Source organism: Lysinibacillus sp. CTST325, assembly GCF_054665055.1.
This window is the reverse complement of record NZ_BAAFHO010000007.1, coordinates 58401-73667: the sequence shown is the minus strand read 5'-3', so window position 1 is coordinate 73667 and position 15267 is coordinate 58401. Positions and strand designations below refer to the sequence as shown.

The 15267-nt window shown below is 35.8% G+C and carries 14 protein-coding genes, 2 pseudogenes and 1 riboswitch; of the genes and pseudogenes, 10 read left to right on the top strand and 6 right to left on the bottom strand.

The annotated features are described in order from the left end of the window. Nucleotides 1-204 precede the first annotated feature (204 nt). On the top strand, nucleotides 205-333 hold the full coding sequence (locus ACYQ73_RS16575; protein WP_460013505.1) for a hypothetical protein: 129 nt from the start codon (nucleotides 205-207) through the stop codon (nucleotides 331-333). 391 nt (nucleotides 334-724) lie between these two features. After that, the gene (gene lepB / locus ACYQ73_RS16570) at nucleotides 725-1282 is read left to right on the top strand and encodes a signal peptidase I (RefSeq protein ID WP_460013504.1); all 558 of its coding nucleotides are present in this window, start codon (nucleotides 725-727) and stop codon (nucleotides 1280-1282) included. 166 nt (nucleotides 1283-1448) lie between these two features. Here the strand turns inward: lepB and ACYQ73_RS16565 are convergent. Further along, nucleotides 1449-1655: pseudogene (locus ACYQ73_RS16565) on the bottom strand (transposase); the annotation flags it as partial. After that, nucleotides 1645-1857: pseudogene (locus ACYQ73_RS16560) on the bottom strand (IS5/IS1182 family transposase); the annotation flags it as partial. The pseudogenes ACYQ73_RS16560 and ACYQ73_RS16565, both read right to left, overlap by 11 nt. Before the next feature lie 725 nt (nucleotides 1858-2582). Continuing rightward, nucleotides 2583-2682, top strand: a riboswitch (purine riboswitch). Between the two features lie 66 nt (nucleotides 2683-2748). Here ACYQ73_RS16560 and ACYQ73_RS16555 point away from each other — a divergent pair. The 3 genes from ACYQ73_RS16555 (at nucleotide 2749) to ACYQ73_RS16545 (ending at nucleotide 7613) form a co-directional block, all read left to right on the top strand. Beyond that, a complete protein-coding gene (locus ACYQ73_RS16555) occupies nucleotides 2749-3939 on the top strand; it encodes an MFS transporter (protein WP_460013503.1) in 1191 nt (396 codons plus the stop codon). 294 nt (nucleotides 3940-4233) lie between these two features. Further along, entirely contained in the window at nucleotides 4234-4518 is a 285-nt protein-coding gene (locus ACYQ73_RS16550) for a hypothetical protein (RefSeq protein WP_460013502.1), read from the top strand. Between the two features lie 488 nt (nucleotides 4519-5006). Continuing rightward, nucleotides 5007-7613 (top strand): cation-translocating P-type ATPase, encoded by a 2607-nt coding sequence (locus ACYQ73_RS16545; protein WP_460013501.1) that lies wholly within the window; start codon nucleotides 5007-5009, stop codon nucleotides 7611-7613. A gap of 347 nt (nucleotides 7614-7960) precedes the next feature. Here ACYQ73_RS16545 and ACYQ73_RS16540 read toward each other — a convergent pair whose 3' ends face one another. The 4 genes from ACYQ73_RS16540 to ACYQ73_RS16525 form a co-directional block, all read right to left on the bottom strand. Further along, nucleotides 7961-8446, bottom strand: a complete 486-nt coding sequence (locus ACYQ73_RS16540) for a DUF3231 family protein (protein WP_460013500.1) — start codon at nucleotides 8444-8446, stop codon at nucleotides 7961-7963. Between the two features lie 71 nt (nucleotides 8447-8517). Next, the gene (locus tag ACYQ73_RS16535; protein WP_460013499.1) at nucleotides 8518-8742 is read right to left on the bottom strand and encodes a hypothetical protein; all 225 of its coding nucleotides are present in this window, start codon (nucleotides 8740-8742) and stop codon (nucleotides 8518-8520) included. Between the two features lie 99 nt (nucleotides 8743-8841). After that, a complete protein-coding gene (locus tag ACYQ73_RS16530) occupies nucleotides 8842-9129 on the bottom strand; it encodes a hypothetical protein (RefSeq protein ID WP_274069030.1) in 288 nt (95 codons plus the stop codon). Nucleotides 9130-9280: 151 nt separating this feature from the next. Then, nucleotides 9281-9982, bottom strand: a complete 702-nt coding sequence (locus ACYQ73_RS16525) for a cupin domain-containing protein (RefSeq protein ID WP_460013643.1) — start codon at nucleotides 9980-9982, stop codon at nucleotides 9281-9283. 533 nt (nucleotides 9983-10515) lie between these two features. Between ACYQ73_RS16525 and ACYQ73_RS16520 the strand changes: the two genes are divergently transcribed. The 5 genes from ACYQ73_RS16520 (at nucleotide 10516) to ACYQ73_RS16500 (ending at nucleotide 15017) form a co-directional block, all read left to right on the top strand. Further along, nucleotides 10516-10875: a BlaI/MecI/CopY family transcriptional regulator gene (locus ACYQ73_RS16520; RefSeq protein WP_049664645.1), complete on the top strand. Its 360-nt coding sequence runs from the start codon at nucleotides 10516-10518 to the stop codon at nucleotides 10873-10875. Between the two features lie 11 nt (nucleotides 10876-10886). Beyond that, complete coding sequence (locus ACYQ73_RS16515; protein WP_460013498.1) at nucleotides 10887-12098, top strand: M56 family metallopeptidase; 1212 nt, start codon at nucleotides 10887-10889, stop codon at nucleotides 12096-12098. Between the two features lie 345 nt (nucleotides 12099-12443). Further along, nucleotides 12444-12665, top strand: coding sequence for a transcriptional regulator (locus ACYQ73_RS16510; RefSeq protein WP_460013497.1), 222 nt, complete (start codon nucleotides 12444-12446; stop codon nucleotides 12663-12665). A gap of 231 nt (nucleotides 12666-12896) precedes the next feature. Continuing rightward, nucleotides 12897-13688 carry a nicotianamine synthase family protein gene (locus tag ACYQ73_RS16505; protein WP_460013496.1) on the top strand — a complete coding sequence of 264 codons (792 nt, stop codon included), beginning with the start codon at nucleotides 12897-12899 and terminating at the stop codon, nucleotides 13686-13688. Nucleotides 13689-13709: 21 nt separating this feature from the next. Then, a complete protein-coding gene (locus ACYQ73_RS16500; RefSeq protein ID WP_460013495.1) occupies nucleotides 13710-15017 on the top strand; it encodes an opine metallophore biosynthesis dehydrogenase in 1308 nt (435 codons plus the stop codon). The last annotated feature ends 250 nt before the right edge of the window (nucleotides 15018-15267 follow it).

Sequence of the window (15267 nt, the reverse complement as noted above, 5' to 3'; positions counted from 1 at the left end):
GAAATAGAGGAACTCAGTCTAAGTACGTCGCGTCCTGTGGCATTACCGGAATGATCGACATCGTGTATGGCTTCATGTAGGCCTAAGCACAAAGCCGATTCCGTACGCATATGCCGGGGCATATTTGATTTTTTGGGTTAGATATTTGAAAAATCGGAAAATTGACGTATAATTTTATTAGAAATGGTTGAGGGAGTGATTGTGATGATTATAGGCACAATTTTATTAGCAGTTGCTTTACGTGCGGGTATTGTTTTAACAATAGACTTGTTTAATAGCAGCATCACTCTACTACACAAAGTAACCATTCATACTCGAAAAACAAAAGAATAGGATGCATCTAGGCAAAGTTATAAAGTAACTTTGTCTATTTTTGTGGCTCTCACCAAAAGTTAAGATGGCATTTGTTAATACGTATAAGCGGATTTTGGACTGACCGGATTAGTTTCTTTTGGGCCTAAGCAATCTTGGGTTGACCTGATCCGTTTTCTGTTTGACCTAAGCGTTTCCTTTTCACATGGACTGCAGCATCATAGATGAGACCCTGGAGCTCAAGAGAAGTGGATCTAACGACGCCTGTGGGAAAGCGTCTAGTTGGAACAGAAATCAACCTCACGTTATGCTGATGAGTCATTTTGGTGAACTTGGAACAATTTATGTGATTAATTCGTCAATATACTGTAGAAAATGTTATACTATAAAAAAACAGTATCGGGGAATGAGCATGCAAGAAGAGAAAACAAGTTTCAAAAAAGAATTAATATCTTATCTTAAAATTATTGTGATTACAGCTATAGTCGTTTTAGGCTGTAAGCAATTTTTATTTGCACCGATTAAAGTGCAAGGGGCTTCTATGTACCCAACTTATCATGACAAAGATATTATTATTGTAAGTAAAATGAGCAAAATTGAACGCTTTGATCAAATTGTTTTTCAATCACCAACAGAAGATGAACTGTATATTAAACGAGTGATTGGCCTGCCAGGTGATACAGTTGAAATGAAAGACGATGTTTTGTATGTAAATGGCAAAGCTTATAAAGAAGCTTATGTGAATCGTCAAACAGATGATCCTAATCAATTACGTATTACAGAGAATTTCACGTTAGAGCAATTATTAAAAGAAAAAAAGGTTCCTGAGGATATGTATTTTGTACTGGGGGACAACCGTTTGAAAAGTTCCGATAGCCGCCACTATGGTTTAATTTCTAAAGATGCCATCTATGGTGAAGCTAAATTAACAATATATCCGTTTAGTCGTTTCCATATCGGTCCAAAATAAAATAAATTAGGATTTTTAGTGAAAAAAGAGGCAGCGCTTGAGGAGGGCACTGAAAAATTTACGTTTTCATAAAAGCGAACCTTTTTCAGATAAAGATAAGGCACTTCTTGTTCAATTTTGAACAGGAAGTGCCTTATTTCTGTCTCTATTCCTTATTCATTTTCGTTTAGTACTTCCGTTTTAAATTGACAGCGAATATCGTTGTAGCACCTTGAATTTCCATGCCAAATAGACCCGCAGTCGATGCCGTATCGTACCCGTGTCTGTTTTTTAATTCACTATTCTTCGCTTCTACTTTGTAGCGATTTGCGGCTAATTGCTTAAATGCTTCCGTATTTTGAAATGCCTCTTGTTCGGCATGCGTATCCGACTTTTAATAATAAGTACTTAAACATACGAATTGGAGGAATGGCATTACGTCCATTGTCTACACAATATTTTGTTTTTAACTCTTCTAAAATGAATGAAAAATCAACAAGTTCATTGATTTGGCGAAGTATATTATCTTTTGGCACAACAATATCGTAGATTGCCATATATGGACTTAAATGAAGGGTTTCTTGATTTGAAATCATCGGGGGCACCACCTGAACATTAATTCTTTTATTATAAAGAAAAGCGTGACTAAAAAAATAGTGTGATACATTGCGTTGTTTGGAGAAGCATCGCTCGACTCCTGCGGGAAAGCGAGACAGACGAGACCCCGCACGAAGCGAAGGAGGAGGCTCGGCGCTCGCCCGCGGAAAGCGAGCGGAATGCTTCGGAAAACAACAGTAGAGTCACAGTGCCAAATGAAAAAGGCGAGGTATTCAACGATTAAATCGTTGAATACCTCGCAATGTGAGAAGATATAGACTTTTTCAGTGCCCTCCGCCTGAGTTGCCTCTTTTTTTCACTTTTTTAGTTCGCTGATAATGCTTTACAAACTTTATAAGTGGGGTAATAGACACAAACTGTTGAATTTTCAACAGTTTCTTTTATGGGGATTTGCTGTTTGCTGAGACTAGGAGAAATGATTGCTTGTTTATCGATTGAGAGCTCTTCTATTACTGGTTCTACACCATAAAACAACAATAAAAAATAGCATACTAAACCTAATATACGCAAACAATCACCTCGCAATGTTCTGTTATATTAGTATGTATGGTCAAACCTAAAAAAATATAAGTAAAATCTAAAATTTCTCTCTTTTGAAATGATTTATTATTCGGTAAGCGTTTGCATTTCATTGATCGAAAGTGATATAGTGAACCGATTTTATGAAATAAATGTTGTCATGCAAAATTCAATATGCTACTATAGCTAACGTAAATATTTGATCTGTATAACCTCAATGATATGGATTGAGGGTCTCTACCAGGAACCATAAAATCCTGACTACAAAAATTTTGCTTTATTTTTGTAGTCAGGATTTTTTTCTTTTATTCTCTCTACAAAAATGAAAGCGTTATAGAAGGGTGATTATTATGAATTGGAGAGTGTATATTCTTGCCGTTACTACCTTTGCGGTAGGATTGGTGGAATTAATTGTAGGTGGTATATTACCAACAATTGCAGAGGATTTAAATGTGTCCTTAGCAACTGCAGGACAATTAATTACAATATTTGCTCTTGTCTATGCAATATCTGCGCCTGTCCTTTTATCATTAACCGCAAAAGTGGAAAGGAAGCGCCTTTATCTTATTTCTTTATTTATTTTTACTTTAGGTAATCTGATGACGTATTTTAGTACGACATTCACGATCGTCATGATTGCTAGAATTTTCACAGCGATGAGTACTGCATTGGTCATCGTTTTATCCTTAACGATTACAACAAAAATTGTTGAACCAAGACATCGTGCAAAAGCTTTAGGGCTTGTTTTCGTAGGTGTCAGTTCTGCACTTGTCATCGGTGTGCCAATGGGGATATTTGTGGCTGAAGCATTTGGATGGCGAGCTGTGTTCTTAGGAATAGCGCTTCTTTCAACTGTATCTATGATTCTTATTGCGTTACTACTTGAAAAAATGCCTGTTGTAGAAGTTGTTCCATTAAAGGCTCAAATTAAATCATTAGCCAATTTAAAAATCTTAAGTGCACAATTAACAACACTATTTATGCTGGCTGGTCATTATATGCTTTACGCATATTTAACACCATTTTTAGTAGAAGCATTTGATATGAGTGCCTCATGGATTAGTATTTGCTATCTAATCTTCGGAATAGCGTCTGTCAGTGGGAATGCTCTAGGTGGTTGGCTAGGTGACAAAATTGGTACTGGTAAAGCCATTCTATTGATTGTATCTACCTTCGCCGTTGTATTATTTAGTATTCCTTACACGATTGTCGCGTTACCACTCTTTTTAGTCGTAACAATTTTATGGGGTGCACTTAGCTGGGCTCTTACACCTCCATTACAAAATTATTTAATACAAACTGATCCAAAAACATCTGATATTCAACAAAGCTTAAATACGGCTGCATTACAAATCGGTATATCTATAGGTTCAGCTGTTGGTGGAGCTATGTTTACTGTTACAGGATCTGCTATGCATTTATCTAGCTTCGGTGTCATTTTAGTTTTATGTGCGCTAGGCTGTGCATTTTTCTCTCTAAAAAGAGCGCCAGTTTCACATGAGGCTGAGCTAGGACTGAAATCGGCTCACAACAACTCATAGTCAAGAGTGGCTCATCGGACGCCCCCAGGAAAGCGCTGGTCGGAACAGAAATCACGTCATGGTGATGGCTAGAGTTTCTGGTAAAATTAGGTCTATCATCGAAAGTTGGGGTAGCATTTTGCAAAAACGTATGTCATGTGAATAAGTTGATTGGAACGGAAATCAGCCACACCTTATGGTGATGAACCTTTAGAGCAGAGTCTTTTTGGATTAAATATCCAGAAAATGCTACTGAAAAAGAAGGACAATTATATAGGGAGATAGAATGTAAGTTTAGAGGAGGTTGGTAAATACATGCAGATAGATTTAACAGAATTTAAAGGATCAAATGTGAAAGTTGTCGCAACGATTGACCAGACGCTTTATCGAAATGTGGGTGCTATTATTTTATATGAAGAGGATTCACACACTTTATCTGTACGAAAATTAAAACGAAAAATCGCTGATCAATATATACCAACAGACGAACTCGAAAACTTTATGTTCGACTCTCAAGCAGATGCTATAAAATTTACTCATAAGCTTACTAGAATGAGTGCACTCGATTATTTATTAGTTGCAAATAAAGAGAGACAATAAAATAATATAATAATTGCAAGACTGGCCTATAGGGGGTCTACGCATGTGACCAAGGGCATTTGGAGTAGCCATATTCCAAATGTCTTTTTTTGTGCTCACATTTGCCTTAATGGTCTTCACGAATTTCTACAGTGAAGATGAAGAAATCCCACTGATTCAAGCTTCACTTTATAGTATATTTTCACCTATAAACAAATATTTAATTTCTATATCGATTATTATCATACTGGAATAGGGCAAGGAATAGATTGTTGTAGTTAAAGTATTTTAGGGGCTCGAGTAGATAGAGAGTCTGATGATTCAATACTATTTTTAGGATATATAAGTTTCTCTCTGCCTAAGATAGATAATTCAAAGGGGTCTACTGTTGGGAATCTAACTTATTAACTAATAACAGTATTTTCTCCTGAATTCAGTCAGTGTGAAGGAATTCGGGATAGGGTGGCTGCTGTGAGTTACTTAATAATTTCAAATGGAGGGGGAATCGAATGTCAGACTATCATCAACAATCATCAGCTGAAGTTATGAAAAATTTGAACGTGACAGATCAAGGATTGAGTGATTATGACGTTCAAAAGAGGCAAGAAGTGTACGGCTATAATGTATTAAAGGAAGGAAAAAAAACAAGTGCATTCGCCGTTTTCTTTGGACAGTTTAAAGATTTATTAGTCATTATTTTAATCATCGCTGCTTTCGTTTCATTTCTATTAGGAGAAGTAGGAAGCACGATTGTGATTATGGTTGTCGTTATATTGAACGCTATCCTAGGCACTGTACAGCATGTCAAGGCAGAACAGTCTTTGGATAATTTAAAAGCCTTAACCTCTCCGATTGCCAAAGTAATGCGAAATAATCAGCTCATAGAGATTTCTTCGGAAGATATAGTCGTTGGAGATCTTCTGTATTTGGAGGCTGGCGATTATATCAATGCGGATGGGAGATTATTAGAAAGTCATAATTTGCATATCAATGAAAGCTCGCTGACAGGTGAATCAATCGCTGTAGCGAAAAGTATTGATCCTATTAAGGAAGGCAATGTAACGGTTGCTGATAAAAGGAATATGGTGTACTCTGGAAGCTTTGTGACAACAGGTCGTGGGATTGTCATGGTGACAGCTATCGGGATGCAAACGGAAATCGGCAAAATTGCAAATTTACTCGATACTGCGAAAGAGAAAAAAACACCTTTACAAGTAAGTTTGGATCATTTCGGAGAAAAATTAGCTTTAGGGATTACGTTAATCTGTTTAGCTATTTTCGTGATTGACCTTGTTAGAGGGCGTGCGCTAGTAGAATCGTTTATGTTTGCTGTTTCACTTGCCGTCGCAGCAATTCCAGAAGCATTAAGCTCCATTGTTACCATTGTGCTAGCTTTTGGAACACAAAAAATGGCAAAGGAAAATGCCATTATTCGAAAGCTTTATGCTGTTGAAAGTCTTGGAAGTGTATCTGTCATTTGTTCAGACAAAACAGGAACATTAACTGAAAATAAAATGGTTGTACAAGAGGTATATGTGGATGAAAAAGTTATTCCACATGATCAGCTACACACTGGAAATACAGTTGAGAAAGATCTTATGTTAAAGGCAATATTATGTAATGATGCTGTAGAAAGGGACGATAAGGAAATCGGTGATCCTACTGAGATTGCACTTGTGAAACTAGGGAAGCAATATGGTTTTGACGAAATGCAGATAAGAGATCATTATCCAAGAGTGGCCGAAATCCCTTTTGATTCAGATAGGAAGCTCATGAGTACTGTAAATAATATCAATCAGCAATCTATCATGATTACAAAAGGAGCATTAGACGTCCTTCTCCCTAAAATTATAAAAATAAAAACTTCAAAAGGTATAGTTAATATTACAAAACAACAACGCCAAAAAATCGAAGCGGTAAATCGTGATTTTTCTATGAATGGATTAAGGGTGCTAGCAGTTGCCTATAAAGAAGTAAAGGGAAATCAAGCAATTGATGCAAAAGCTGAAAAAGATTTAATCTTTGTTGGTTTAGTCGCGATGATGGATCCGCCAAGAAAAGAGTCTAAAGGTGCGGTTGAAAAATGTATAAAAGCTGGTATCAAACCGGTGATGATTACAGGGGATCATAAAATTACGGCAACGGCTATTGCCAATCAAATCGGGATTTTAAATGATCCCTCTGAAGCGATTGAAGGGCATGAAATAGAAGGCCTAACAGATCAGCAGCTTCAAGAAAAGGTTAATGATTTTTCTGTTTATGCCCGAGTAACACCAGCTCAAAAAATTCGTATCGTTAAAGCGTGGCAGGAAAAAGGACATGTCGTCGCCATGACAGGAGATGGTGTTAATGATGGCCCTGCCTTAAAACAGTCTGATATTGGTGTGGCGATGGGCATCACCGGCACGGAGGTAGCGAAAGATGCGTCCTCTATGATATTAACAGATGATAATTTTTCAACGATTGTTAAGGCTATTGCAAACGGTAGGAGTATCTATACGAATATTAAAAACGCTATTTTGTTCTTATTATCTGGGAATGCAGGTGCCATTTTTGTTGTTTTATATGCAACAATATTAGGTTTACCAGTCCCTTTTGCGGCTGTGCATCTATTATTTATTAACTTACTAACGGATAGTTTACCGGCGATTGCAATCGGTCTAGAGCCGAATAATAAAAAAACAATGAAGGACAAGCCCCGAAATATTCATACACCATTATTAAATAAAGCATTTACTACGCAAGTGGTACTCGAAGGATTACTAATTGCAGTTTCGACAACTATTGCCTTTGAAATCGGATTGTCAACGGGAGATACTTTAACGGCGAGCACTATGGCATTTACAACATTATGCTTGTCACGATTAGTGCATGGCTTCAACTCCAGAGCTAAAGAATCGATCTTTGCCATTGGAATATTTTCGAATAAATATACTTGGCTTGCATTCTTAATCGGTTTCTTAAGCTTACACGCAGTATTGTTTATTCCAATGCTTACAAGTGTCTTTGAGGTTGCCACATTAAGTACCGCACAATTAGGCTTTATTTATAGCTTGTCTGTGTTACCGTTCCTCGTGAATCAGTGGTACAAGCTGTTGTTCGTGAGAAGCCGATAATAATGAGTAAAAAACATTGAAGCTCTCGTTTTGTTGAAAACGAGAGCTTCTTTAGTGTTGAAAACAAATTTTTTGTGAATGTTGTAGTCTTTAAATTAGGGTAATTTCCGTTCCAGGCTACTCTTTCCTTTGGGCGAGCGTACATCTGATGTTGTTGACGTTTCGTTTTATCACTATAGATTAGAGTAACATGCCAGAAAATACTATGTGAAGTGGTTGATTGGAGTGGAGACTGGGCGCCCCCAGAAAAGCGCCCAGTCGGAACGAAAATCAACCACTTATTTTGCCGAAGACCATACTTTATTTAATATGATATCTTATTTTCATTGACACAGGAGCTTCTTAAATTAAATTGTATTAGGAGCTAGTAGCCAGCCTTTGTCATTACTAAGCCGTACTAGCTTTGCGCCAAGCATGGCATACCTCATATGAAGTTCTCCATATTTTGCAGTATGCTTCTTCTTAACGGATATTTCTAAAGCTTGACTAACTGAAATAAGTGAAGAAGCTATATTCATCGATAAAATGGTGCTAATTTTTGTATCATTAATGGCTTTTTTTCCTCGGGTATTGCCCATTTTCAACTGTCTGTAGTCGATTGATGTAGTAGGGGCAAGCACCCCGTTTTCCTTTAATAACACTGTTAGCTGTTTATTTTCCTCTTTTAAACATTGCACAAAATCCACGATAATAGCCTTCAATTTTTTATCAACGGCATGCTTGAAAAATGCATGATTTGAAGCTATATAGCCATTATTAACGCCGATCTGTGTCCATATCTTAAAAATTTCCCTATAGCGTAGTGATGCTAGATTCCCATTTACCAATTCCATAGTTACACTTCCTAACTCATGTTCTCGTTCATTTATTTGAGATTAGGATGTGTTAATAAATGAAATTCTAATCAATTTTTACAATATAAGAGCTGATAACTAAATGTTAAGGGATGACATTTGTTAAAACGTCTAGCATGTATATAAGTTGATTGGAGTGGTGACTGGGTGACTCCTCGGGGATTAGCGTCACAGATGAGACCCTGGAGCGAGCAAATATAGGAACGAAGGCTAAAACCATCACGTCCTGTGATAACGCCTTCGTGACCAACATCCTGTTGCCCCAAGCGGCTCATCGGACGCCCCCAGGAAGCTCTGCTCTGCGCGAAAGCGAAGCGTCAGCGGCAAAGCGCCCAGTCGGAACGGAAATCAACTCCACGCTATGAGCAAAAGGCCTATTCCTTTAATTTCTTACTTTTAAAGCTATTAATGGTTGTTTTTAATGCAGCAAAGTTTCCAATAGCTGCGTAACCATAAAAAAAGCCCATAAATATTCCTGCAATAAGATTATGTCTATGGCTAATAAAAATAGAAATAATCAAGCCAATAGCAAGGGCGATCGCGGGAACATATTTAGGCTGAACATGCATAAACACCTTAATTAGCTGTGTAATAAGTAACACAGCTGGCACGGCTATTACAGCATCCCAAAAATTTGTATGGATCACTGGAAATAATTCCATTTTCTACACCTCTTTTAGTAATAACGAAGCTATGACTTAAAATATAGATTTTCCTTTTTATTTATTTTTATGCGATGAAAGGTGTAGAGCTTATGATGTCGAGTCATACACTCGTATGAACGATTACGATTTTTCGTTTCTTCACTATTGCTTAATAATATGAGCCATAAGGATTCATATATGGATTCATATTTGGATAGTGATATGGATATGGTGGATATGGGTTCATAAATCGTGAAGGTTTATACTTATTTTTATGTTTATGATGAGGGTCTTTTTGCTCCTTTTGATCTTTTTGCTTTTCAGAAGTTGCTTTTACACGGTTGCAGTCTTTAGGTGGACCAATATATGTTGACGGTACAATAGGCGCGATTGTTTTCTTCCACTGATCTTCATCTAAACAATACGTGTGAGCCATAACATTGGAAGGTGTAAATTTCAATATATCTGAACCTAAAATAACTTCAGGTGTTGGAGCATCAAAAATAGCTAGTAAATGCGTGTCATTCTCAGTAGCTATTTCATAATGCCACCATCCTTGCGGTACATTGGCGACTTGGCCAGGCTGGATAGGGTAGTTTTGAAGCTCTTTTGTAAAGGGATTAAATATAGAAACAATGGCAGCACCAGAAATACAATAAACAAGTTCTGCTGCATTTTGATGATAGTGAGGCTCTATCACTTTATTCTTACTTAGAAAAATATCAAGCAAAGATATATTTTCTAACGTATTTAATTGTTCTACACCTAGAATATTTATAAAATTCCGATCATCTCTTTTAAAAAGAGTATTGTCATTTACATCAGAAGTGAACTGGGTTGATGACGAAGTATAGTCAATATTCGAGCTAATAATTACATCCTTTCTAATTAATTTTCAATACATGTCTTAAGCACAGAATATGTACAAAGGCTATTTTAGGCATACACGAACGCCCATTGTCTTCATTCAACAAATGTTTTCTGTGCGAAAGCGAAGCGACAGCAACAAATGTTTTCTGTGCGAAAGCGAAGCGACAGCAACATGGGCTGTAGGGAGGCAGAAAAGTGAGTTTAAGCCTGTCTTCGGACGTTTTTTTATTAGCAATATTCCTAATGTGAAAAAGAGTGCTAGGTTCTCATTGAATTCAGATTTGCTTTAGAACCTGCACTTAAAATTGTGTAGTGTGGCCGAGGCAAATTAAAAGAGCCAGCATCGGAGAAGACTTTATTAAACTTTTATTGAATTTTAAATGGTTTAGACACAGTATCCGTATATTTATGCCCTAAAAAAGGATTTTCTTCAACAGACTATCGCAATAGTCTTGACATTTTCGGACTACCGTAGTAGTATCAATGTGTGGCAAACTATTGCAATAGTCCACTATAGAAAAGGAGCATGCGCGTATGCAAGTTAAATTGTTTGATTCGGAATTACAAGTCATGAATATTTTATGGGAAGAAGGCGATTTGACAGCTAAACAGCTCTCACAAATGTTAAACGAACGAATAGGTTGGAATAAAAATACCACCTATACCGTCATAAAAAAATGTATAAAAAAAGAGGCCATTGAAAGAATTGAACCTAACTTTATCTGTCATCCAATCATCAGAAAAGAACAGATACAAGAACAAGAAACGACGGAATTGATTGATAAAATATTTAATGGTTCTAAATCTTTACTATTCGCATCCTTACTAGACAAGAAAAAAATGTCCGCGAGTGAGATCGAAAAATTAAAGCAAATTGTTAAAGATCTTGAGTGAGGAATTATGATATGAGTATTTTCAACATGAGTGTAGACGCATCTCTCCTCCTCATCATTGTGTTATTGATGAGAATGTTAGTAAGAAATAAAGTGCCAAAGCAAACATTTTTAATCCTTTGGGGAATCGTTGCATTTAAACTACTCATCCCCTACTCTTTTTATTCAAAGTTGAGCATACAGCCTATGCTGAAGAATTTATTTATTACGCTCACTCACTCAAATGATTCGGAAAGTATGCACAATACAATTGCAATCGCACATACATCAAACACGTTCTATGATCAGCTTTTGCTTGTGATGACAAACGATTTCGTTCAGTACCTTTGGGCATGTGGGGGTATCGGGGTTTTGCTATTCTTTATAGTGGCTTATATTAGATTTTATAAAGAATTTCAAACAGCCATCCCAGTGAAGAATAATGAGTATCTCGTTCAATGGCTAAACGATCATAAGTTAAAAAGAACGATTCAAATTGCAGTATCAGATAGAATTAAAACCCCGTTAACATATGGAATCTTTAAACCAGTCATCTTATTGCCGAAATCAACAAATTGGGAAGACGCTGCAAGTATTCAGTTTATTCTCACGCATGAATTAATTCATATTAAACGCTTTGACGTTTTGTGGAAAGTAATTTTAACGATTATGGTAGCTTTGCATTGGTTTAATCCATTAGTTTGGTTTATGTATTTTTTAGTAAACAGAGACATTGAATTGTCTTGCGACGAAAGGGTTATTAGACAGTTTGGAGATAAGGCAAAGTCAGCATATGCACTATCTCTCATCAATATGGCAGATGAAACCTATACGGTTACGCCGCTTTGTAATCATTTTAGTAAAAATGGGATTGAAGAAAGGATAGTGTCCATTATGACCTTAAAGAAAAAGTCAGTTTTAGGAACAGCATTAGCATGTACATTAGTCATTGGAGGGATGACTGTCTTTGCGGCAACTGGCCAAGAGCCACCAACGTTGAAAGAAGGCAAAGAACGAAATGCAGTTATTGTTACTGATGCATCAAATAGTACGACGGAACCACAGGTAATCGCAACAAATAAAGGCAAAGAACGAAATGCAGTTATTGTTACTGATGTATCAAATAGTACGACGGAACCGCAGGTAATCGCAACAAATAAAGGCAAAGAACGAAATGCAGTTATTGTTACTGATGCATCAAATAGTACGACGGAACCGCAGGTAATCGCAACAAATGAAGAATAAATAAGTTGCTCCAAAGACTAGTCCTGAAATCCGGGACTAGTTTTTTCACTTACTCCATCATTTTTTCATAATAAAACTCAAATGCCTTTCACTTTGTTGGTCTTGCCAATAGCGGCATAATTGATTACCTGTCTTAAGCGCAGAATATGTACAAAGCTATTATAGGCTTACACGAATACCCACTTGATCGATCCTCTAAAAACCTCCTTAAAAATTAGCTGAAATTCCCTCTTCTAATCAAGAACGTATGTACGTATGATGAGAATACAAACATTTGTTCTGTTTTAAAAACAGGTCTGTTGTGCTCACTGCATATAACAGAGCTAGTGAAAAGGAGCAACGAGGATGAAAGTACAGTTAATAAAAGCAATGCAGCGTCAACAAGTAGTTAGCATGATGTATGTAGCCAAATCTGGTGTTATTACGAAAAGGCGTGTGAAAATCATAAAGATTGTTGGTGATTCCTTTACAGCATTTTGCTTTACGAGGCAGGCAAAGCGTACGTTTATTATTAACAATGTTCTAGCAATAATGCCCGTTACACATCGAAAGCGTGAGGTGATATGAATTACGACACCTGCCACACAAGGACATTTTTTCTAGTCCACTCAACTACCCATAATTTACAAAAATGATAAAAAATCTGATACTATATGCGTTTAAACAAAAGTAGCCTCCAATTTGGAGGCTACTTTTGTTTAAATAGTTAACTTCCATATAGAGGGAAGCGTTGAAATAGAATTAAAGGGTACCGCATATATTGAACTTTAATCCTCAAACATAGGAGTGAGGCAAGTCATGGATATAGATGTGTTTCTAAAGAAATTACATTACTTTGATAAAAAATTTAAGATATTTATCAATCAAAACCACAATCATTTACTAGTTGAGTATTCAGAGTTGTGTGGAATAATTGATGAATATTCTTCCTTTATTATTAATCATGACAATCAAAAACAATGGAATAATTTAGAGCAATCAGTCGAAATAGTATCATTAGTCGAGAATCTAAGAAATAACTCTTCTATTTGTGTCCAAATTATGGAAAAATATAAAGCTTTATTATTAAGTCATGAAGAAGAGGAAACCACTAATTATTTTCTTAACATTGAAAACTGCATTGAAAAAGAATTTGGAGGTTTTCAAATCACTAGCCAGTCAAAGGTACTCTTGGTAGGGTCCGGACCTTTTCCTATAACATTATTAATGATTGCGGAACGAACAGGCGCAGAAGTTTTTGGAATTGATATTGATGATGAAGCGATTCAGTTGGGAAAACATGTAGTAAATAAAATAGGAAGTCATTTATCAATTCAAATTGACAATAAGTCAGTACGGGAACTCGCAGTTATTAAACAGATTAGTCATATTATATTTAGTTCAACTGTTAGCTATAAATATGACATACTAGACCAATTATATGATTTAACAAATAAAGATGTGCTTATTGCTATGCGTTATGGAAATGGTTTGAAGTCTCTTTTTAATTATCCAATGCAGAAAGTAGACGAAACCAAATGGCAGATAATAGAGAAAATTATTCACCCTCAAAGTGTATTTGATGTTATTTTATATCGAAAAGTACAATGATAAATAGATGAGGAGAAGATTATGACCTATTTTAATAAGGTTTTACTGTTAGGAACAGGGCCCACAGTAATTCAATTAGCTGTGAATTTCAAGAATTATTATAATGGTAAAGTAGCTATTGCTGGTCGAGAATCTTTACGTTCCAAAATTTTCTTTGAAACTATCGTTCAGCATCAACTTGCACTTAAGGTATATATACAAAATATACAACATCAGTCTGTTGCAGGAAAATGCACTATTGATGCGTTTTTTAAGGGTTACCATACAATATCTGGCGATTGGGATACCATTGTACTGAGTGTTACTACAGATTCTTATATTTCAGTATTAGCACAAATCGATACCAAAGTGTTGGAGGAGGCTAGCTGCTTTATATTAATTTCGCCTACATTTGGCTCTAGTCATTTAATAACTAATTTCCTAAAGAATTTATCTCCCCAGGCTGAGGTAATTAGTTTTTCCACATATTATGGAGATACTAGATGGTTAGGGGAAATTCCATCAAATGAAGTATTGACGACAGGAGTAAAGAAAACAGTTTATATTGGTTCAACTTACTCAAAATCGGATAGATTAGATAAATTATCTAAATTTTTTAATTGTTTAGGGATTCATTTGAAAAAAGTAGCATCTCCCCTTGAGGCAGAAACAAGAAATATTTCTTTATACGTGCATCCTCCCTTATTTATGAATGATTTTTCATTAAAAGCAATATTTGACGAAAAGAAAATAACAAAGTATGTGTATAAGCTTTATCCTGAGGGTCCCATTACTTATACAATGATTCGTCATTTATTAAATTACTGGAAAGAAATGATGGCTATTGTAAAACACTTCAATATTCAACCTCTAAATCTATTGAAATTTATGGTAGATGATAATTATCCATTACAGCCAGAAAGTATAGCCAGACAAGAAATAGAGGATTTTAACAAACTTGAGTCCATACATCAAGAGTATTTGCTCTATATTCGCTATGCATCCTTATTAATTGATCCATTTTCTAAACCAAATCAAGAAGGTCGATACTTTGATTTTTCAGCAGTTCCTCTTAGAAGGATTTTTAAAAATCATGACGGGGAATGGGATATTCCTAGAATGCCAAAAGAGGATTACTATCGTGTGAAAATCATTCAAGGGATTGCTAATGCCTTGAAATTGAAAAGTCCAACGCTGGATCATTTTGTACAAACCTATGAAGAAAAGTTACAACAAGTAGAAGCTTTACCTGAGAACAAAGTATATTCGGAAGCCTTTCAAGTAAAATCCTTTTCACAAGAAATAGAGATGATATGTAATGAATTAATTTTAAGTAAAGAGCAAAATTAATAGGTGTTATATAAAGACTAACGATTTTGAATAAATCGAGATACAATGTGATGAAGAATTTAAATACTGGAAATGTATGTGGAAATTAACAAGACTCTTACAATATCGGCTAAATCATCATTCAGTAAACCTGAATTAGATAATAATGCATATAGCATTTGTGATTTGTGTATTGCATTTGTTGCAAACCTTGCTAGACTATAGTTAATAATGAGAATCATTATTAACTATAGTCTTCATGTACAATGTT

Coding starts and splice junctions, on each gene's coding strand:
- ACYQ73_RS16575 (WP_460013505.1), top strand. CDS start 205: ATGATTATAGGCACAATTTTATTAGCAGTTGCTTTACGTGCGGGTATT.
- lepB (WP_460013504.1), top strand. CDS start 725: ATGCAAGAAGAGAAAACAAGTTTCAAAAAAGAATTAATATCTTATCTT.
- ACYQ73_RS16555 (WP_460013503.1), top strand. CDS start 2,749: ATGAATTGGAGAGTGTATATTCTTGCCGTTACTACCTTTGCGGTAGGA.
- ACYQ73_RS16550 (WP_460013502.1), top strand. CDS start 4,234: ATGCAGATAGATTTAACAGAATTTAAAGGATCAAATGTGAAAGTTGTC.
- ACYQ73_RS16545 (WP_460013501.1), top strand. CDS start 5,007: ATGTCAGACTATCATCAACAATCATCAGCTGAAGTTATGAAAAATTTG.
- ACYQ73_RS16540 (WP_460013500.1), bottom strand. CDS start 8,446: ATGGAATTGGTAAATGGGAATCTAGCATCACTACGCTATAGGGAAATT.
- ACYQ73_RS16535 (WP_460013499.1), bottom strand. CDS start 8,742: ATGAGCCGCTTGGGGCAACAGGATGTTGGTCACGAAGGCGTTATCACA.
- ACYQ73_RS16530 (WP_274069030.1), bottom strand. CDS start 9,129: ATGGAATTATTTCCAGTGATCCATACAAATTTTTGGGATGCTGTAATA.
- ACYQ73_RS16520 (WP_049664645.1), top strand. CDS start 10,516: ATGCAAGTTAAATTGTTTGATTCGGAATTACAAGTCATGAATATTTTA.
- ACYQ73_RS16515 (WP_460013498.1), top strand. CDS start 10,887: ATGAGTATTTTCAACATGAGTGTAGACGCATCTCTCCTCCTCATCATT.
- ACYQ73_RS16510 (WP_460013497.1), top strand. CDS start 12,444: ATGAAAGTACAGTTAATAAAAGCAATGCAGCGTCAACAAGTAGTTAGC.
- ACYQ73_RS16505 (WP_460013496.1), top strand. CDS start 12,897: ATGGATATAGATGTGTTTCTAAAGAAATTACATTACTTTGATAAAAAA.
- ACYQ73_RS16500 (WP_460013495.1), top strand. CDS start 13,710: ATGACCTATTTTAATAAGGTTTTACTGTTAGGAACAGGGCCCACAGTA.